This is a genomic window from Pseudomonas sp. NPDC088885, assembly GCF_044750025.1.
In the GTDB taxonomy this organism is placed as follows: domain Bacteria; phylum Pseudomonadota; class Gammaproteobacteria; order Pseudomonadales; family Pseudomonadaceae; genus Aquipseudomonas; species Aquipseudomonas rustica.
In genome coordinates, this window is sequence record NZ_JBIVJB010000027.1 from 1,177 (window position 1) to 18,941 (window position 17,765).

Consider the following 17,765-nt stretch of genomic DNA (forward strand, 5'->3'; position numbering starts at 1 on the left):
CATACGCTTGGGTCATGGCTTCTACGCTCGATCTTGTGAATTTCTTGTAGTGAGCTGGCAGTCATCCTTCGGTAGAAGAAATCTTGTCCTACAACAATCATAGGCCGGGCCAAGAAGAATATTTATCTCTGTTTCGTTGCGCTGGAGACGATTTGCAGATAGAAATTCTGCATAAACATAAAAAACAGGTGGTTTTGTCTCATGCGCAAACTGGATCGTACCGACATCGGCATTCTCAATAGCCTGCAAGAGAACGCGCGCATCACCAACGCCGACCTTGCGCGTTCGGTGAATCTGTCGCCGACGCCGTGCTTCAACCGGGTGAAAGCGATGGAAGAATTAGGCCTGATTCGCGAGCAGGTGACGCTGCTGGACGCCGATCTGCTGGGGCTGCACGTGAACGTGTTTATTCACGTCAGCCTGGAGAAACAGGTGGAGTTGGCGTTGCAGCATTTCGAAGAAGCGATTTCTGATCGCCCCGAAGTGATGGAGTGCTATTTGATGGCCGGCGACCCGGATTATCTGATCCGGGTGCTGGTGCCGACGATTCAGTCGCTGGAGCGCTTCATGATGGACTTTCTGACCAAAGTGCCGGGCGTGGCGAATATCCGCTCGAGTTTTGCGTTGAAGCAGGTGCGGTATAAAACCGCGCTGCCGTTGCCGGCGAATGGGTTGACGTTGGGGGGGTGATCCCCAAATCAACCCGGATCGAATAAAAGCATCAAGGGGGCGTTATGTAGAAAGTGCGCGTGACGATTGTGGGTTCGAGTGCGTTTTCCTGGAATATGGTTATGCTGTTTTTGCCATATTGAAAAGCTTTTCCAGAACGACCTTTCCAGTTGCCATTGTCGTCGACCTTGGCAATGACTATCGGAATGTCTCCTTCAAATTCATCTATATAAACCGCTCTTGCACCCGGCTGTCCTGTTCCGGCGAATTCAGGGTCAAGTTGATGAACCGTCGAGCCTTCATCCGGGTACTCAATAGTGAATGGTACTTGTGGTTCGACATTAAACACCACGGTCGCTTTGCTGGTTGTTCCGTCCTCATAAGTCTGAAGCGCGGTCCATTTTTTTTCTCCAGCCGATAGGCCTTTAACGTCGATCATCCAATTGTGCGATGTATCAACAGTAGCGTTGCCTATCGGGTGCGAGTCTTCAGTCAGGAGTATGTGAGCCCCTACGGTGCCAGTGCCGTAGGTTGAAAAAATTGATCCCGTTGTTTCACCGTCATGAGGATGGAAGAAGGTCACCGGCAATTTCTCGACAACATTGACCTTAATGGTTGCGCTGGACTTCAACCCGTCATGCGTAATTTGTGTCGCGGTTATGAATTTTTCGCCTGGCGTGAGCTTCTTGTCTGGAATCACATACCAATACGCGTCACCTATTGGATTTAAGCGGTCGACTACTCCCTCTCCGAGGACCTCATTTCCATCCGAAAGCGTAATTTTTGCGCAGCCCTCACCATTTCCGGCGAATCCCACTCCTGGCGAAACATTGGAATCTGGATACGGAGCATAAATAGAAACCTTAATATGCCCTCTGATAACGCTAAAAGTTACGGACGTGGTTTGGATTGAACCCTCCAACTCCTGCATTACTTTGACCGTTTTTTCACCGAGTGAAGTTGCATCGTAGGTAAATAGCCAGTGTCCATAGATGTCGCTTCGACCTTGAGCTATGGATTCGCCATTTTCCGTGGCGATCAGTGTTGCATTGGCCAAAGCTTCAATTTTGAACTCGTGGCCAGAAAATACTTCCTCACCCTCTACAGGCTGCTTGATGTGCAACGGCCGGCCAGCATTACAGATGATGTTCACAATGGTTGATGAAACCTCGCCATTAATAGAGCGTTGCTGTACGGCTATTCGCTGGTCCCCGTCAGGCAGAGGGCCGATCGAGAGGTTGAAATAACCCCAGTCCGCCGTCGCGCTGGCAACGCTTTTACCGTTGATAAACGCTTCGATGATTGCCTCCGGATCGCCTTCGCCATTCACCAGAACATGAGAAAGAACCGAGTCGTTTTCGAGAGGTGAACTGATTTTGACTTCCCTTGTTGTGACGTAGAGTGTGACGGCGTGGCGGGTGACATTTCCAAGCAGGTCGGTCTGGGTTGCAACAATGTTTTTTGCGCCATTGCCAAGCAATGCGAAATCAATGTGCCAGGAACTTTCTTCTGTCACGACAGTGCGACCAATCTCAACGGTGTTTGCCGTCAGGACAACAGTCGCTCCGGTTGCGCCTTTTCCCTGAAACAGAATATCGTGGTGGACAGTTGCGTGGTTTTTGGGAAAAAGGATTGTCACTTCGTCAGCTACTGCGCTCATGAGAAAACTCCTTTTCACTCGATCGGTCGGGAGTTTTGACTCTGCGCAGTGGGCGCTTTGGCGTCTACTGTCAGAAATTACAGGTTCACGGGTGAAAACCAACCGTCTGTCGGTCAGTGCTGTCGATCAGAGTTTGTTGATCGGAATCTTCAGATAAACCACACCATTGTCCTCAGCCGCCGGCAAATTCCCCGCCCGCACATTCACCTGAATCGCCGGCAGCAACAGCGTCGGCATACCCAACCCGGCATCACGCTTCGTGCGCATCTCGACAAACGCCGCCTCATCCACCCCGTCATGCACATGAATGTTGCTTTTGCGCTGCTCGCCCACCGTGGTCTGGCACTGCGACTCGCGACCTTCAGGCGGGTAGTCGTGGCAAACGTAAAGCTTCACGCTCGCCGGGAAGGCCAGCAGTGTGTGGATCGAGTTGAACAGTTGATTGGCGTTGCCGCCGGGGAAGTCGCAGCGCGCCGTGCCGACGTCAGGCATGAACAAGGTGTCGCCGACCAGAATCTGCTCGCCATCAATCAGGTAAGCCATGTCCGCCGGTGTGTGGCCGGGAACATGCAGCGCCGTAGCTTTGAGATTGCCGATGCTGAATGACTCGTTCGGCGCGAACAGGTGATCGAACTGAGAGCCGTCGACGCAGAACTCCGGCTCCAGATTGAACAGCGCCTTGAACACGTTCTGCACTTTACTGATCGACTCGCCGATGGCGATCTTGCCGCCCAGTTCCCGGCGCAGATACGGCGCGGCGGACAGGTGATCGGCGTGGGCGTGGGTTTCCAGCAGCCACTGCACTTGCAAGTTGTGTTGGCGGACGAAGGCAATGATTTTGTCGGCTTGTGCGGTGCAGGTGCGGCCGGCGGCGCCGTCGTAGTCGAGCACCGGATCGACGATTGCGCAGTGCCCGCCGTCGGCTTCATAGACCACGTAACTGTAGGTCGAGGAGGCGGGGTCGAGGAAAGCTTCAATCAGCGCGGGCATGGACACAAACCTGTACGAGTGGGCGAAAAGTCATTCGGGGTTGCAACACTTTATGTAAAAACATAATGTTCGCAGCTTAAGTGACGTTGAAGGCATCGTGCAAATGCAATCCAGTCTGACCGAATGTGAAGTCGCCCAATTACGCGCCTCGGCCACCAAGGCCTGTGCGCTGCTCAAGGCGTTGGCCAATGAAGATCGTTTGTTGATCCTCTGTCAATTGACCCAGGGCGAACGCAATGTTGGCGAGCTGGAAACCATGACCGGCGTACGCCAGCCGACGCTGTCCCAGCAATTGGGCATTTTGCGCGACGAAGGCATGGTCGCCACTCGCCGCGAAGGCAAATACATTTTTTATGGGCTGGCCAGCCCGGAAGTGATTCAGGTGATGAAGACCCTGTCGGGGCTTTATTGCGGGGCCGTCCTAAAAAGCTGGGAACACCCATAAATGCCAGCCATCACACCAATCCCCTGTAGGAGTGAGCCTGCTCGCGATAGCGGTGTATCAGTCGATAAACATGTTGGCTGACCCACCGCGATCGCGAGCAGGCTCACTCCTACAATGGATCTGTGTGATGGCTGACGAAATCCTTGCGTGCAGCAAAAGGAACAAGCAATGAACGATCAACACTGGGGCCCATCCATCAGTGCAGACATTGTGGTTATCGGCGGCGGCACGGCGGGCATCGGCTTCGTCGCCAGCCTGCTCAAGCGTGATCCTGACCTGAAAATCACCGTGATCGAGCCGAGCTCGCAGCACTATTACCAACCGGCGTGGACGCTGGTCGGCGGCGGTGCTTACGACGCAAAAGACACCGCCAGACCCATGGCCAAGGTGATGCCGCGTCAGGTCAACTGGCTGCAAGCCACCGTCACCGGCATCGATCCCGACAAGCGCCAACTCACCCTCAATGATCAACGCACGGTCAGCTATCAAAACCTGATCGTCTGCCCCGGCCTGCGTCTGGCCTGGGAGAAAATCGAAGGCTTGCAGGAAAGCCTCGGTCAGCACGGCGTCACTTCCAATTACAGCTATCAGCACGCGCAATACACCTGGGATCAGGTGCAAAAACTGCGCGGCGGCAAAGCGCTGTTCACGCAACCGGCGATGCCGATCAAATGCGCCGGAGCGCCGCAAAAGGCGCTGTATCTGTCCTGCGATCACTGGCTTAAAAGTGGCGTGCTGAACAATATCAATGTCGAATTCAATCTCGCCGGCGCCGCGTTGTTCGGGGTGGCGACGTTCGTGCCGCCGCTGATGAAGTACATCGAAAAATACAACGCGCAACTGGCGTTCAACTCGAATCTGGTCAAGGTCGACGGCCCCGCGAAGACCGCGTGGTTCGAGATCAAGGACGCTGACGGCAACGTCACTCGCGAGGCGAAAACCTTCGATCTGCTGCACGTCGTGCCACCGCAGGTCTCGCCGGATTTCATCGCGAACAGTCCGTTGGCCGACGCCGCCGGCTGGTGCGAAGTCAATCAACACAGCCTGCAGCACCCGCGTTATCCCGAGGTGTTTGCACTCGGCGATATCTGCGGCACCAGCAACGCGAAAACCGCTGCAGCAGTGCGCAAGCAAGTCGTGGTCGTCGCGCAAAACCTGCTGGCCCAGCGCAAGCAACAACCGCTGCCGTTGAAGTACGACGGCTACGGCTCGTGCCCGCTGACGGTGGAGAAGGGCAAGGTGATCCTCGCCGAGTTCGGCTACGCCGGTAAGTTGCTGCCGACGTTTCCTCTTGATCCGACCGTGGCGCGTCGCTCTGCGTGGTTGCTCAAGGCGACGTTGCTGCCGTGGTTCTACTGGAACGGCATGCTCAAGGGCCGCGAATGGCTGACTAGTCTGTCCAAGGTCGACTGAGAAAACCCTATGTTGCTGGCAAGTCTGTTTGGCGTGGTGATGGGGTTGGTGCTCGGTTTGACCGGGGCTGGCGGCGGCATTCTGGCGGTGCCGGCGCTGGTGCTCGGGCTCGGCTGGACGATGACGCAAGCGGCGCCGGTCGCGTTGTTCGCGGTGGGCAGTGCGGCGGCGGTTGGAGCTATCGATGGATTGCGCCATGGGCTGGTGCGTTATCGCGCGGCACTGTTGATTGCGGCACTCGGTGCGGTGTTTTCGCCGCTGGGGATCTACTTCGCGCATCAATTGCCGGAGAAGATTCTGATGATCCTCTTTAGCCTGCTGATGGTCATGGTTGCTTGGCGCATGTTGCGCCGCGAGCGTCAGGAAGAAGGGCCGAGCGATCACGGGCATGGCAGTTGGGGTCAGAAGAATTGCATGCTCGATGAAGAAACCGGGCGCTTCGACTGGACCGCGAAATGCACCGCAACCCTTGCGGCGTTGGGCGCGGTTACGGGCGTAGTGTCCGGGTTGCTTGGCGTTGGCGGCGGGTTTTTGATTGTGCCGGCGTTCAAGCAACTGACCGACGTGCAGATGCGCGGGATTGTCGCCACGTCGTTGATGGTGATCAGCCTGATTTCGGCGATTGGGGTGATCGGTTCGTTTCACGCCGGGGTGCGGATTGACGGGCAGGGCGCGGCGTTTATCGTGGCCAGCATTGTCGGCATGATCATCGGCCGCAAGCTGTGCGCGCGAGTGCCGGCGCGGGCGTTGCAGGTGGGGTTTGCCAGTGTGTGTTTGGTGGTGGCGGGATATATGTTGTTGCGTGCTTGAGTATTTGAAGATCAAAAGATCGCAGCCTCGTTTCACTCGACAGCTCCTACATGGAATGCGATTTCTGTAGGAGCTGCCGAAGGCTACGATCTTTCAGGTTATTACAACACCAAGTGCGGTAGCCACAGGGAAATGGCGGGAATGTAGGTGACCAGCATCAACACCAGAAACAGCACCGCGTAGAACGGCAGCAACGCTTTTACCGTGCTTTCGATACTGACCTTGCCCACCGCCGACCCGACAAACAGCACCGCACCTACCGGCGGTGTTATCAATCCGATCCCCAGGTTCACCAGCATGATCATGCCGAACTGCACCGGGTCTACGCCAATGCCGAGAATCACCGGCATCAGAATCGGTGTGAGGATCAGAATCAGCGGGGCCATGTCCATCACGGTGCCGAGCAACAGCAGCATGACGTTGATGCACATCAGGATCACGTAGCGGTTGTCTGACAGGGTCAGGAACATCGTGGTGATCTTCGCCGGGATCTGCATCAGGGTCATGATGTAGCCGAAGCTCGCCGCGAAACCGATCAGGATCATCACGATCGAAATCGTCCGCACTGTGCGGTGCATCAGCTTCGGCAACTCACTCCATTTGTAGTCGCGGTAGATGAACATGGTCACGAAAAATGACCAGAGCACAGCGATGGCCGCTGATTCGGTTGCGGTGAAAATCCCGGATAGAATCCCGCCGAGAATGATCACCATCGCCATCAGGCCCCACAGCGCTTCACCGCAGATTTTCAGCGCCTGGCGCAGCGGAATGACTTCGCCTTTCGGGTAGTTGCGTTTACGCGCGAAAATCAGGCACAGCACCATCAGGCACGCGCTCATCAACAGGCCCGGCACCACGCCGGCCATGAACAGCGAAGCGATGGACACCGTGCCGCCGGCCGCCAACGAATAAAGCACCGAATTGTGGCTCGGGGGTGTCAGCAAGGCTTGCACCGAACCGCTGACCGTTACTGCCGTGGAGAAATCGCGCGGATAGCCTTTGCGCTCCATTTCCGGAATCAGTACCGAGCCCACCGACGCGGTGTCCGCCACTGACGAGCCGGAGATCGCGCCGAAGAATGTCGAGGCCATGATGTTGACCAGCGACAGACCGCCACGGACGAACCCCACCAGCACCCCGGCGAACGCCACCAGCCTGCGCGACATGCCGCCCTCGGCCATGATCGCCCCGGCGAGCACGAAGAACGGAATCGCCAGCAGGGAAAATTTGTTCACGCCGCCAGCGACCTGAATCATCAGCGCCTGAAAAGGAATGTCGATCCACCACGCGCCGATCAACGCCGACAGCCCGAGGGCGTAAGCGACCGGCATGCCGATCAGGATCAAGGCGATAAAACTGCCCAGCAGAATCAATGCGTCCATCAGGCAGCCCCTTCGTTTTCTTCAACCAGGTCAAAGCGCACCACGCGGCGATTGCTCTGGTCGCCGAGAAAGAGTTTTTCCAGCACAAAAATCAGCGTCAACGCGCCGCCGACCGGGATCGGCATGTAGGTAATGCCCACCCGCAGAGTGGGCAGGGCGCTCATGAACTGGTTCCAGGTCGACAGGCAGAGTTTGCTGCCCCAGATGGTCATGAACAGGCAAATGGTCGCCATCAATACCTGCGAGACAATGCTCATGGTTCTGCGCATGTCGGGCGCCAGGCGATCGGTAATCATCGCGACGGCCATGTGTGCGCCGGCGCGATAACTGGCGGCGGCACCGATGAAGGTGAAGACCATCATCAGCAGAATGGCGGTGGGTTCCGGCCAGCTGGAGCCGGTGCCGAGGACGTAACGGGCGAATACGCCCCAAGGGATGATCAGGGAAATGGTCAGCACCGATAGACCGGCGACCCAGATGCAGGTCATGTAGATCCGGTCGTTGATGCGCAGCAGCAAATTCTTCATCGGGTTCCACCGTAACCGGGCAGCCGCCGACCTTCGGCGAGGTCAGCGTTGCCGGGCCTTTCGTTGAGGGCTGGGAGGGTTACTGCACGGCTTCGATGCGTTTGATCAGATCGACGTAAGGTGCGCCGTACTTCTCGCGTATTGATGCGGTGGCCTCATAGAACGGTTTCTTGTCGACGGTGATGAACTCGACGCCGGCCGCTTTGAGTTTTTCTTCGCTGCTGGCCGACTTGGCATCCCACAAAGTGCGCTCTTGTGCTTGGGCGGCTTTCGCGGCTTTTTTCACCAGGGTCTGCTGGTCGGGGGTGAGTTTTTCCCAAGTGATTTTCGACATCACGATGGGCTCTGGCAGGATCAGGTGTCCGGTCAGGCTGTAGAACTTCGCGTTCTGGTAGTGATTATGTTCGAGCAGGGTTGGCGGGTTGTTTTCCGCGCCGTCGATCACTCCGGTCTGCAGGGCGCTGAAGATCTCGCCGGTGTCCATGGCGATGCCGTTGCCGCCCATTGCGTTGATGGTTTCGATGAACATCGGGTTGCCTTGCACGCGGATCTTCATGCCTTTGAGATCTTCGAGTGTGCGCACCGGTTTCTTGGTGTAGATATTCCGTGTGCCGCCGTCCATCCAGGCCAGGGCTACGAGGTTGAATTCCGACTGGGTGATCTTGTCGAGGATTTCATCGCCGATTTCGCCGTCGATGACTTTACGCATGTGCGCTTGGTCGCGAAATACGAAAGGCATGTTGAACACGTTCACGTCAGGCACCACCGGGCCGACGATGCCGAGGCTGACGCGAGCCATTTGAATCGCGCCGACTTGCGCCTGTTCGACCACTTCTTTTTCCGAGCCCAGCACGCCGCCGGCAAACATCTTGAAAGTCAGTTTGCCGTCGCTGTCGGCGACCAGTGTTTTGCCCAGTTGCTCTTCAGCCACCACCGTCGGATAGCCGGCCGGATGGATGTCGGCGAATTTGATTTCCAGTGCCTGAACGGCGCTGCTGAGGGTGAACGCGAAAGGGAGTGCAGCGACGAGCAACGTGCGTTTGAAGTCCATGAGGGGTGTCTCCAGTCTTGTTATTTTTGTGTTCAAGGCACAGCGGTGCAGCAGAGGCGGGTTACAGCAAATCGTTGAACAGTGGTTCCGGCAGGCCTTTGACGCCGGCGTTCAGGGCGAACACACCGCCGGCCAGAGATTGCGGATCGTGGTCGTCACCGGGGCGGATCGAGGCGACGAACAAGGTGTCCATCTGGCTGCCGCCGAACGCACACATGGTCGGTTTCTTCACCGGTACAGGCAGTGAGTAATCGAGGCGCCCGTCAGGTGTGAAGCGATGCACGAGACCGGCGTCGTTGGCGCAGATCCAGTAGCAGCCATCGGCGTCCACTGCCGCGCCGTCGGGGCGCCCGCAGTGGTTGTTCATGTCGACGAAGACACGGCGATTCGATGGCGTGCCGCTGTCGGTGTCGTAGTCGAAAGCCCAGATCAACTGCACATTCGGGTGTGAGTCGGACAAGTACAGAGTTTTGCCGTCGGGACTGAAGCCGAGGCCATTGGGGACGATGAAGCCATCAAGTTGCGCTTCGATCGTCCCGGTTGCGCCGGCACTGTAGCGATAGAGCCGTCCTTCGGGCGCATTCAGGCCCATGTTCAACACCATGCTGCCCGCCCAGAAGCGCCCCTGACGGTCGCAGCGACCATCGTTGAGGCGCATGTCCGTGCGTGCGTGTTCAACGCTGGCGAGCCGCTCGGCGTCGAGGCTGCCGTCGGTGTGCGGATGCAAATGAAAGAAGCCGCTCTCCATGCCGGCGATCCAGCCGCCACGCTGGTGCCGCGCGATGCAGGCGAGCATTTCCGGGGCTTTCCAGGCATGCACCTGGCCGGTATCGGCGCTCCAGCGTTGCAGCGCGCCGTTGGGGATATCGACCCAGTACAGCGCATTTTCCTGCGCCACCCAGACCGGGCTTTCGCCCACGGCGTTGCGGGCGTCGACGATCAATTCGGCTTGCATACTCATTCCCTTGGTTTTTATTGGGGGGGATCAAGTGAGTCGGTCAGTCGCCGAAGGGGCCCGCCGCGACGAAGGCGCCACCCTGATAAATCCGCGCCGGGTCATCGGCGGCCGGCATCGGTTGCGCCTCGACTTTCTCGCGGAATACTTCGGAGCTGTCCCGGGCTTCGAAACCGAGGTGGCTGGCGAATCGGTTGTCCCACCAGACGTCTTTGTTATCGGACATGCCGTAGACCACGGTGTGACCGACATTGGCCGTGTACAGCGAGTGCTCGAGCAGTTGCGTGAGGTCGTCGAAGCTCAGCCAGGTGTGCATCATTCGACGGTTTTGCGGCTCGGGGAACGAGGAGCCGATGCGGATGCTGACGGTCTCGATGCCATAGCGGTCGAAGTAGAAACTGGCCATGTCTTCGCCGTAGGACTTGGACAAACCGTAGTAGCCATCAGGGCGGCGCGCAGAGCTGGCGTCGAGTTGCTCGTCCTGTTTATAGAAACCGATGACGTGATTGGAACTGGCGAAAATCACTCGTTTGACGCCATGCCGGCGCGCCGCTTCGTAAATGTGAAAGACCCCGCAAATGTTGGCGCCGAGGATTTCCTCAAACGGCCGCTCCACGGACACACCGCCGAAATGCAGGATCGCGTCGACGCCTTCGACCAGTTGGTGCACGGCCTGTTTGTCGGCGAGATCGCAGAGCACGATTTCTTCGCGATCATCGACAGCGGGCGTGAGCGCGGCGATGTCGGACAGTCGCAGCACGTTGGCGTAGGGGCGCAAGCGTTCGCGCAGGACTTTGCCCAGGCCACCGGCAGCACCAGTCAGCAGCAGCCGGTTGAACGGGGCGCGGGAAGGGGTGGTAGACGTCATGGCATTCCCTTACAAATTGTTATTGGTTTGTTGTAGGTTGTCGTATGACTGCGCTGGAGTATCGGTAGGGTTTCCGGGACTTGTCAACGCGACTTTTGGTGTAGATGACGGAAGGGCCAATTGGCATTTCAATCGCCCAATGGCTGCTCTGCAATGCATTCCCCTGTAGGAGTGAGCCTGCTCGCGAAAGCGGTGTGTCAATCAACATCAATGTTGGATCTGCCGCGGCCATCGCTGGCTTGTCAGCGATGGGGCCGGTGCCGCAACTTTTGCATCGACTGACAGGACGCCTTCGCGAGCAGGCTCGCTCCCACAGGGGATTTGCGGTGGCTCGGGGCTTACAACAACGAAATCGGATAACTGATAAACACCCGGTTCTCATCGAACTCATTGGTGCTGAAGTCCCTGCGAATGGTCGCGTTGCGCCATCTCACGTTGAGGTTTTTCAGTGGGCCGCTCTGTACGGTGTAGGCCAGTTCCGACTCGCGGCCCCATTCCTTGCCGTCAGTGATCAAGCCGGTGTGGACGTTATCGCCGCTGATATAGCGGTTCATCATGGTTAGGCCGGGGATGCCCAGAACGACAAAGTTGTAGTCATGGCGCAACTGCCACGAGCGTTCCTTGGCATTGTCGTAACTGGCGTTGTAACTGTCGTTGGCCAGGGTGCCGCCGCTGGTGCCGTTGACCCGCATCCACGCATCGTCGCCGCCGAGTTTCTGCAGGCCGACATAAAAGGTGCTGCCGCCGTATCTGGCCGAGAGCATGGCGAACGCGGTCTTGTTGTCGAGTTCGCCTGCCTGAGCGCTGCCGTCTTCCTTGCCCGTGAAGAAACCAAGGTTGGCGCCGAGCGTCCAGTCGCCCATGGGCTGGCTGTGGCTGAGGTTGAAGTACTGCTGCTGGTAGATGTCGCTGAGTTCGGCGTACCACACGCCGACCAGGGTTCGCTTGTCATTGAAGCTGTATTCGCCACCGCCGAAGTTGAAACGATCGGAGGTGAAAGCGCCCCGGCCGTTCATCGACATGTCTTCCATGCTTGCGTCGTTGCGTGGGCTGTTGCCGCGGAACTGGCCGCCGTAGACGGTCAGGCCGTTGATCTCGGTGGACGTGATCTGCCCGCCACGAAAGGTTTGCGGCAGGGAGCGGCCATCGTCGGAGCGCAGGATCGGCAGGACCGGCATCCATTCACCGACCTTCAATTCGGTCTTCGACACCTTGGCTTTCATCGCCACGCCGAGCCGGCCAAAGTTGTCCGCCGGACGCCCGTCATCGTGGATCGGCAACAGCTGCGTGCCGCCGGTGCCTTTGCCGCCATCAAGCTTCTGAGAGTACAACCCGAGCACGTCGAGGCCGAAACCGACGGTGCCTTGGGTGAAACCGGATTTGGCATCGAGGATGAAGCTTTGCGTCCACTCTTCAGCCTTGCCTTGTGGGTTGGCCGGGTTGACGAAATTGCGGTTGAAGTAGGCGTTACGCAGGTTCAGCGTGGCTTTGCTGTCTTCCAGAAAGCCTTCAGCGTCGGCGCTCATGGGCATGGCGAAGGCGAGGCTGCTGCAACCTATCAGGCTCAGAGTAGATCGCGGGCGAATAACGGAAAAGCGGGAAGGGCGGGCGGAATTGCGGACAAGTGTGCTCACTGTGACGCTCCCTGTTTCATTGTTGTTTTTATTATTTGTCATACGTCGTCGTACAACATGGTTGCGGATATTTCCTATGTTTTGCGGGAATGTCAACAGCAAGTTATACGATGACTCCCGGCCATCACCCCGACTCCTTGTGGGAGCGAGCCTGCTCGCGAATTCGGACATTCATCCAACCCAGTTGTCGATTGACACACAGCCTTCGCGAGCAGGCTCGCTCCCACAGGGGGAAAAGTGTTTTAACCGTGAATTTGCGGCAAACTTCATCCACCTTCAGCACAAGGCTTTTCAATGGATCAATACGCCCCGCGCCACTGGCAGCCGCACGAGAAGCCCAGTCTGCCCGGTTCCCCTTCGACGCCGCTGCACTCCAACCCCAAGCGCCTGGCCTATGCGCTGGTCGGTTTGCTGGTGGCGCTGACCGGTGGTTTGGGCAACTCGCTGGTGGTCGCCAACCTGCCTTATCTGCAAGGCGCCCTCGGCGCGACCACGGCGGAAATGGCCTGGCTGCCGGCCGCGTATGTAATGACCAACGTGTCGATGAACCTGTTGCTGGTGAAGTTTCGCCAGCAGTTCGGTTTGCGCGCGTTCACCGAAGTATTCCTCGTGTTGTACGCGCTGGTGACCTTCGGCCACTTGTTCGTCAACGATCTCAATTCCGCAGTCGCGGTGCGGGCGGCGCACGGCATGGTCGGCGCGGCGCTGAGCTCGCTGGGCCTGTATTACATGGTGCAGGCGTTCCCGGCGAAGTGGCGAATGAAGGCGCTGGTGCTCGGCCTCGGCACGTCGCAGTTAGCCTTGCCGCTGGCGCGATTATTCTCTGAAGACTTGCTGCAAATCGCCGAATGGCGCGGCTTGTACCTGTTCGAATTGGGCATGGCGTTGCTGTCGCTGGGCTGCGTATTGATGCTCAAGTTGCCGCCCGGCGACCGCTTCAAAACTTTCGAAAAACTCGACTTCCTGACCTTCGCCATTCTCGCCAGTGGCGTCGCATTGCTGTGCGCGGTGTTGTCGTTGGGGCGGATCGACTGGTGGCTGGAGGCCGACTGGATCGGCGTCGCTCTCGCGTCGTCGATTGCGCTGATCATCACCGGTCTGGCCATCGAACATAATCGCAGCAACCCGATGCTGATGACCCGTTGGCTCGGCAGCGGGACGATGATCCGTCTCGCGCTGGCGGTGACCCTGATTCGAATGGTCACCTCCGAGCAGTCCACCGGTGCGGTGGGGTTCATGCAGAACCTGAACATGGGCTATGAGCAATTGCACAGCCTGTACGTGGTAATGCTGATTGGCAGCGTCGCGGGGTTGTTGACCAGCGCGCTGACGATCGACCCCAAACACCTGCTGATGCCGTTGATCATCTCGCTGGGTCTGATGGCCACCGGGGCGGTGATGGACAGTTCTTCCAACAACCTGACCCGCCCGGAAAACCTCTATTTCAGTCAGTTCCTGTTGGCCTTCGGCAGCACGTTTTTCCTCGGGCCGACCATGGTGCTCGGCACGCGCAACGTGTTGACCAATCCGCGCAACCTGGTGAGTTTTTCCGTCCTGTTCGGGATCTGCAATAACCTCGGCGGTTTAATCGGCGCGGCGCTTCTGGGCACCTTTCAGATCGTCCGGGAAAAATTTCATTCCAGTCACATCGTTGAGCACCTGACGCTGTCTGACCCTTTGGTGGCCGCGCGCGTGCAGAGTGGCGGCTCGGCGTATGGCTCGCTATTGGCCGACCCCAGCCTGCGCAACCTTGCGGGTATTCGTAGCCTGGCCAACGCCGCGACCCGAGAGGCCAACGTGCTGGCCTACAACGACGTGTTCATGCTGATCGCCGTGATCGCGGTGCTGACCATGATCTGGCTGTCCATTCGTGCGCTGTGGCTGATGAGCACCACTAAAGCCGTCGCCCCTGCGCCATCCACACCTTCGAGCGGTGCCACTTCTTCATGACCGAACCGACCACCACAACCACCAACGCCATTGCCGCCACGCCCGAAGGTGTGGCGCCGCCGTCATCGCCAAATACTGAGCCACGCTCGCTGCGGGTGCGGATTATTTCGTCGCTGGGCTTTGCCGCGATCGCCATCGTCGGCGTGTTGATCGTGTTGTATGCCTGGCAATTGCCGCCGTTCAGCAGCGCGGTCGAGACCACTGAAAATGCGCTGATTCGCGGGCAGGTGACGATCATCGGCCCGCAACTCGCCGGTTATGTCTATGAAGTGCCGGTGCAGGATTTTCAGTATGTGAAGGCCGGTGATTTGCTGGTGCGTCTGGATGATCGCATCTATCAGCAGCGTCTCGATCAATCGCTGGCGCAACTGGCGGTGCAGAAAGCCGCGTTGGCCAACGTCGTGCAGCAACGCAACAGCGCCGAGGCGACGATCAAGTTGCGCCAAGCGGTGCAGGCCGACAGCGAAGCGCAGTTGCGCAAAAGCGAGGCGGATCTGCGGCGTAACAAGGAACTGGTGAGCGACGGTTCGGTGTCGAAACGTGAGATGGACGTGGCGCTCGCAGCCAATGCGCAAAGCATTGCCGCGGTGGCGCAGGCCAAGGCCAATGTCGAAATCGCTCGTCAGGATTTGCAGACGGTGATCGTCAATCGTGGTTCGCTGGAGGCGTCGGTGGCCAGCGCGGAAGCGGCGGTGCAACTGGCGCGGATCGATTTGTCGAACACGCGCATTGTCGCGCCGCGTGACGGGCAGTTAGGGCAGATTGGCGTGCGCCTCGGCGCCTACGTCAACTCCGGGGCGCAGTTGATGGCGTTGGTGCCGAACCAGAAATGGGTGATCGCCAACATGAAGGAAACCCAGATGGACAACGTGCGGGTCGGGCAGCCGGTGCGTTTCACCGTCGATGCGCTGAACCACCGTAAATTCACCGGGCATGTGCAGCATATTTCACCGGGCACGGGGTCTGAATTCGCCTTGCTGCAAGCGGATAACGCGACGGGTAACTTTGTGAAGATTGCCCAGCGGGTGCCGGTGCGGATCACCATTGATCCGGATCAGCAGGAAGAGGAACGGCTAAGGCCGGGGATGTCGGTGGTGGTTAGCATCGATACCGCCGCCGGCAACACCCAACCCCACTGACACCACACAAATCAAAAACTGTGGGAGCGGGCTTGCTCGCGAAAGCGGTGTATCAGCGATATATATTTGTCTGACACACCGCCTTCGCGAGCAAGCCCGCTCCCACAGTTTGAACTGCGTTTATCCAGTGATCATCGGGGGCAGGGTGCCAAGTAGCGAGACGGCGGCTACGGCGCCAATGCCGAGCAGCCATTCAAGCATCACACTGCGTTTGAGCGTGCCGATCCGCTGTTCGCAATCTTCCATGCGCAAGCGGTTGAACAACGCCAAACCGAGCATGCCCAGCACAATCATCGCCTTGATCAACAGAATCAGCGCAAACCCGCTGAACAACGGCGTCGGCCACCACTGGCCGGTCAGCACACGGACGTTGATCAATCCGGTGATCAGCAACCCCGCCACCAGCCAATAACCAACGCCGCTGAAACGCTGCAAAACACCACGAAGCTCACTCGGCTGACGCAGGATCATCACCAGCAGCAACAACCCACCCAGCCACGCGGCCACGCAGGTCAGATGAACGATCTGGTTGAGAATCAGCAGTTGCCCGCTCAGACCATCCAGCATCGCGCCGTGTCCGACCGGTGCCAGCGTCGCCAGCAGCAAGCCACTCAAACCCAGGCGCAACGGCATGCTTGAACGCCACGGAGTGAACAGCAACGCCAGCAGCACCGCGTTGATCAGCAGGTGCCAGCGCCACACTTGACCAAAAAACGTATTGCCCAACACCAGCGCAATCGTGTCTGGATCAAACGCCGCCGCAGCCGAACCGGCCATGCTCGCGGTAATCAGCAACGCCCAGGCAATCCCGCTGACCAGCGCAACCGCGGCCAGCCAACGGGCGAGTCGCGTCAGGTGCCGATCCAGTTCCAGCGCTTCACCCTTGAGCAGCAACGGCCGGAATAGCCAGGCGCCGAACAGCATCAACACCACGGTGAAATGCAGAAAGCGGCACAGCACCAGCGCCTCGCTCATGAATTACTGGCCAACCTTGAACTGATAGGCGCCTTCGCTTTTGTGCGTGTCGACCGACACTGCGTGCCATTCGACTTTGTATTCACCGGCGGTCAGCGGCGCAGCCGGGGTGATGATCAGGGTTTTCTTGTCGCCTTCGGTGGTCAGCGGTTTGACCGCAACCGGTGCGCCGTCCTTGGTCACGGTGACTTTGGTGAACGTGGCTTCGACACCTTCGGAAAAGGTCAGGCGCAGATCGGCAGGGGCTGCGACGGTGCTGTCAGCGGCCGGGGTCTGGCTTTTCAAATGGGCGTGGGCAAATACCGAAGACGCAGCGAACAGCGAGGCGAGCAGGGCAGTGGTGGTCAGGACATTCTTGAACAGCATCGCGGATACCTCTGAGGCAGAATCGAAGAACGGCCAGTTTACTCAACCGCGTCCGGGCGCGTCTGTACGAAGTTTCGTTTTCATCTGTCGCCCGCGCGCCTGAGCGGATGCTAGTCTTCAACAACGCTGTTGTCAGGGAGCCCACATGGGCAATCACAAGATCGAAATTCGCCGCAATAACGTCGAGAAAATCCTGCTGGCGGCGGAAAAAGTCTTCGCCGAAAAAGGTTTCGGCAGCACCGCGATGGCCGACATCGCCGCCGAAGTGCAACTGCCGCGTTCCAATCTGCATTATTACTTCAGCACCAAGAGCGAACTGTACAGCGCGGTGCTGTTTGATCTGCTGGAAGTGTGGAAGCAGGACGCGCTGTGCTTCGAGATGTTCGACGATCCGCGCGTGGTGCTCAGCAGTTATATCCGCGCCAAGATGAACCACTCGCGCAGCCGGCCGTACGGCTCGAAGGTCTGGGCGAATGAAATCATCCATGGCGCGCCGACGCTGGGCGAGGCGCTGGATGTCAGCCTGTATGACTGGGCGAAGATGAAGGAGGCGAAGATTCGGCAGTGGGTCGAGGACAAGCGGATTTTGCCGGTGGAGCCGTCGGGGTTGTTGTACATGATCTGGGCGTCGACGCAGCACTATGCCGACTTTGATCATCAGGTGAATATTTTGAATGATCACCAGCCGTTGTCGGACATGCAGTTTGAGCGAGCGGTGCAGACGGTGACGAGTGTGATCTTGCGCGGGATTGGTTTGGAACCCTAGAAACAGACCCTCACCCCAGCCCTCTCCCGGAGGGAGAGGGAGCCTACGGAGGTGTCTTGCGGGTTACATCGACCTGAAAAATCCAGTCGATTATGGGTTTAAAGCAGTCCGAGCCTCTGCCTGTATCGATAATGGATTCAAAGCAGATCGTTCACGTCGGTGCAG

The 17,765-nt window shown here is 58.3% G+C and carries 17 protein-coding genes; 7 read left to right on the forward strand and 10 right to left on the reverse strand.

What is annotated here, in order from left to right; translation table 11 throughout:
* Positions 1–201: 201 nt before the first annotated feature.
* A complete protein-coding gene (gene bkdR, locus ACIP1X_RS13740) occupies positions 202–690 on the forward strand; it encodes a Bkd operon transcriptional regulator BkdR (protein WP_400752791.1) in 489 nt (162 codons plus the stop codon).
* Between the two features lie 31 nt (positions 691–721).
* Here the strand turns inward: bkdR and ACIP1X_RS13745 are convergent, their stop codons facing one another.
* A complete protein-coding gene (locus ACIP1X_RS13745) occupies positions 722–2,329 on the reverse strand; it encodes a hypothetical protein (RefSeq protein ID WP_400752793.1) in 1,608 nt (535 codons plus the stop codon).
* Between the two features lie 126 nt (positions 2,330–2,455).
* The gene (locus tag ACIP1X_RS13750; RefSeq protein ID WP_159814686.1) at positions 2,456–3,319 is read right to left on the reverse strand and encodes an MBL fold metallo-hydrolase; all 864 of its coding nucleotides are present in this window, start codon (positions 3,317–3,319) and stop codon (positions 2,456–2,458) included.
* Between the two features lie 103 nt (positions 3,320–3,422).
* On the opposite strand from ACIP1X_RS13750, the gene ACIP1X_RS13755 reads away from it, so the two are divergent.
* The 3 genes from ACIP1X_RS13755 (at position 3,423) to ACIP1X_RS13765 (ending at position 5,987) form a co-directional block, all read left to right on the forward strand.
* Positions 3,423–3,764 carry a helix-turn-helix transcriptional regulator gene (locus ACIP1X_RS13755; protein ID WP_053121433.1) on the forward strand — a complete coding sequence of 114 codons (342 nt, stop codon included), beginning with the start codon at positions 3,423–3,425 and terminating at the stop codon, positions 3,762–3,764.
* Between the two features lie 168 nt (positions 3,765–3,932).
* Complete coding sequence (locus ACIP1X_RS13760) at positions 3,933–5,177, forward strand: FAD-dependent oxidoreductase (RefSeq protein WP_400752796.1); 1,245 nt, start codon at positions 3,933–3,935, stop codon at positions 5,175–5,177.
* A 9-nt stretch (positions 5,178–5,186) separates the two neighbouring features.
* Positions 5,187–5,987, forward strand: coding sequence for a sulfite exporter TauE/SafE family protein (locus tag ACIP1X_RS13765; RefSeq protein WP_053121429.1), 801 nt, complete (start codon positions 5,187–5,189; stop codon positions 5,985–5,987).
* Positions 5,988–6,088: 101 nt separating this feature from the next.
* On the opposite strand, the gene ACIP1X_RS13770 is transcribed toward ACIP1X_RS13765, so the two are convergent.
* The 6 genes from ACIP1X_RS13770 to ACIP1X_RS13795 form a co-directional block, all read right to left on the reverse strand.
* Positions 6,089–7,369 (reverse strand): TRAP transporter large permease, encoded by a 1,281-nt coding sequence (locus ACIP1X_RS13770; protein WP_053121428.1) that lies wholly within the window; start codon positions 7,367–7,369, stop codon positions 6,089–6,091.
* Entirely contained in the window at positions 7,369–7,896 is a 528-nt protein-coding gene (locus ACIP1X_RS13775) for a TRAP transporter small permease (RefSeq protein WP_053121425.1), read from the reverse strand. The genes ACIP1X_RS13770 and ACIP1X_RS13775 overlap by 1 nt, the downstream gene beginning before the upstream one ends.
* A 79-nt stretch (positions 7,897–7,975) precedes the next feature.
* Positions 7,976–8,947 carry a TRAP transporter substrate-binding protein gene (locus ACIP1X_RS13780; protein WP_053121423.1) on the reverse strand — a complete coding sequence of 324 codons (972 nt, stop codon included), beginning with the start codon at positions 8,945–8,947 and terminating at the stop codon, positions 7,976–7,978.
* A 61-nt stretch (positions 8,948–9,008) separates the two neighbouring features.
* Positions 9,009–9,902 carry an SMP-30/gluconolactonase/LRE family protein gene (locus tag ACIP1X_RS13785; protein ID WP_400752799.1) on the reverse strand — a complete coding sequence of 298 codons (894 nt, stop codon included), beginning with the start codon at positions 9,900–9,902 and terminating at the stop codon, positions 9,009–9,011.
* Between the two features lie 43 nt (positions 9,903–9,945).
* Positions 9,946–10,770 (reverse strand): NAD(P)-dependent oxidoreductase, encoded by an 825-nt coding sequence (locus tag ACIP1X_RS13790; protein WP_053121420.1) that lies wholly within the window; start codon positions 10,768–10,770, stop codon positions 9,946–9,948.
* Positions 10,771–11,108: 338 nt separating this feature from the next.
* The gene (locus ACIP1X_RS13795; RefSeq protein WP_400752801.1) at positions 11,109–12,404 is read right to left on the reverse strand and encodes an OprD family porin; all 1,296 of its coding nucleotides are present in this window, start codon (positions 12,402–12,404) and stop codon (positions 11,109–11,111) included.
* Positions 12,405–12,698: 294 nt separating this feature from the next.
* On the opposite strand from ACIP1X_RS13795, the gene ACIP1X_RS13800 reads away from it, so the two are divergent.
* Together ACIP1X_RS13800 and ACIP1X_RS13805 are read left to right on the forward strand one after the other, a co-directional pair.
* Complete coding sequence (locus tag ACIP1X_RS13800; RefSeq protein WP_212544631.1) at positions 12,699–14,354, forward strand: MFS transporter; 1,656 nt, start codon at positions 12,699–12,701, stop codon at positions 14,352–14,354.
* The gene (locus ACIP1X_RS13805; RefSeq protein WP_053121414.1) at positions 14,351–15,493 is read left to right on the forward strand and encodes an HlyD family secretion protein; all 1,143 of its coding nucleotides are present in this window, start codon (positions 14,351–14,353) and stop codon (positions 15,491–15,493) included. The genes ACIP1X_RS13800 and ACIP1X_RS13805 overlap by 4 nt, the downstream gene beginning before the upstream one ends.
* 120 nt (positions 15,494–15,613) lie before the next feature.
* Here the strand turns inward: ACIP1X_RS13805 and copD are convergent, their stop codons facing one another.
* Together copD and copC are read right to left on the reverse strand one after the other, a co-directional pair.
* A complete protein-coding gene (gene copD, locus ACIP1X_RS13810; protein WP_400752803.1) occupies positions 15,614–16,468 on the reverse strand; it encodes a copper homeostasis membrane protein CopD in 855 nt (284 codons plus the stop codon).
* 3 nt (positions 16,469–16,471) lie between these two features.
* Positions 16,472–16,834, reverse strand: a complete 363-nt coding sequence (gene copC, locus ACIP1X_RS13815; RefSeq protein WP_212544628.1) for a copper homeostasis periplasmic binding protein CopC — start codon at positions 16,832–16,834, stop codon at positions 16,472–16,474.
* A 145-nt stretch (positions 16,835–16,979) separates the two neighbouring features.
* Here copC and ACIP1X_RS13820 point away from each other — a divergent pair, with 145 nt between their 5' ends.
* Positions 16,980–17,600 carry a TetR/AcrR family transcriptional regulator gene (locus tag ACIP1X_RS13820; RefSeq protein ID WP_212544627.1) on the forward strand — a complete coding sequence of 207 codons (621 nt, stop codon included), beginning with the start codon at positions 16,980–16,982 and terminating at the stop codon, positions 17,598–17,600.
* Positions 17,601–17,765: the final 165 nt, after the last annotated feature.

Bases quoted from the DNA above. Each gene is read 5' to 3' on its own strand.
- bkdR (WP_400752791.1), top strand. From the start codon at position 202: ATGCGCAAACTGGATCGTACCGACATCGGCATTCTCAATAGCCTGCAA.
- ACIP1X_RS13745 (WP_400752793.1), bottom strand. From the start codon at position 2,329: ATGAGCGCAGTAGCTGACGAAGTGACAATCCTTTTTCCCAAAAACCAC.
- ACIP1X_RS13750 (WP_159814686.1), bottom strand. From the start codon at position 3,319: ATGCCCGCGCTGATTGAAGCTTTCCTCGACCCCGCCTCCTCGACCTAC.
- ACIP1X_RS13755 (WP_053121433.1), top strand. From the start codon at position 3,423: ATGCAATCCAGTCTGACCGAATGTGAAGTCGCCCAATTACGCGCCTCG.
- ACIP1X_RS13760 (WP_400752796.1), top strand. From the start codon at position 3,933: ATGAACGATCAACACTGGGGCCCATCCATCAGTGCAGACATTGTGGTT.
- ACIP1X_RS13765 (WP_053121429.1), top strand. From the start codon at position 5,187: ATGTTGCTGGCAAGTCTGTTTGGCGTGGTGATGGGGTTGGTGCTCGGT.
- ACIP1X_RS13770 (WP_053121428.1), bottom strand. From the start codon at position 7,369: ATGGACGCATTGATTCTGCTGGGCAGTTTTATCGCCTTGATCCTGATC.
- ACIP1X_RS13775 (WP_053121425.1), bottom strand. From the start codon at position 7,896: ATGAAGAATTTGCTGCTGCGCATCAACGACCGGATCTACATGACCTGC.
- ACIP1X_RS13780 (WP_053121423.1), bottom strand. From the start codon at position 8,947: ATGGACTTCAAACGCACGTTGCTCGTCGCTGCACTCCCTTTCGCGTTC.
- ACIP1X_RS13785 (WP_400752799.1), bottom strand. From the start codon at position 9,902: ATGCAAGCCGAATTGATCGTCGACGCCCGCAACGCCGTGGGCGAAAGC.
- ACIP1X_RS13790 (WP_053121420.1), bottom strand. From the start codon at position 10,770: ATGACGTCTACCACCCCTTCCCGCGCCCCGTTCAACCGGCTGCTGCTG.
- ACIP1X_RS13800 (WP_212544631.1), top strand. From the start codon at position 12,699: ATGGATCAATACGCCCCGCGCCACTGGCAGCCGCACGAGAAGCCCAGT.
- ACIP1X_RS13805 (WP_053121414.1), top strand. From the start codon at position 14,351: ATGACCGAACCGACCACCACAACCACCAACGCCATTGCCGCCACGCCC.
- copD (WP_400752803.1), bottom strand. From the start codon at position 16,468: ATGAGCGAGGCGCTGGTGCTGTGCCGCTTTCTGCATTTCACCGTGGTG.
- copC (WP_212544628.1), bottom strand. From the start codon at position 16,834: ATGCTGTTCAAGAATGTCCTGACCACCACTGCCCTGCTCGCCTCGCTG.
- ACIP1X_RS13820 (WP_212544627.1), top strand. From the start codon at position 16,980: ATGGGCAATCACAAGATCGAAATTCGCCGCAATAACGTCGAGAAAATC.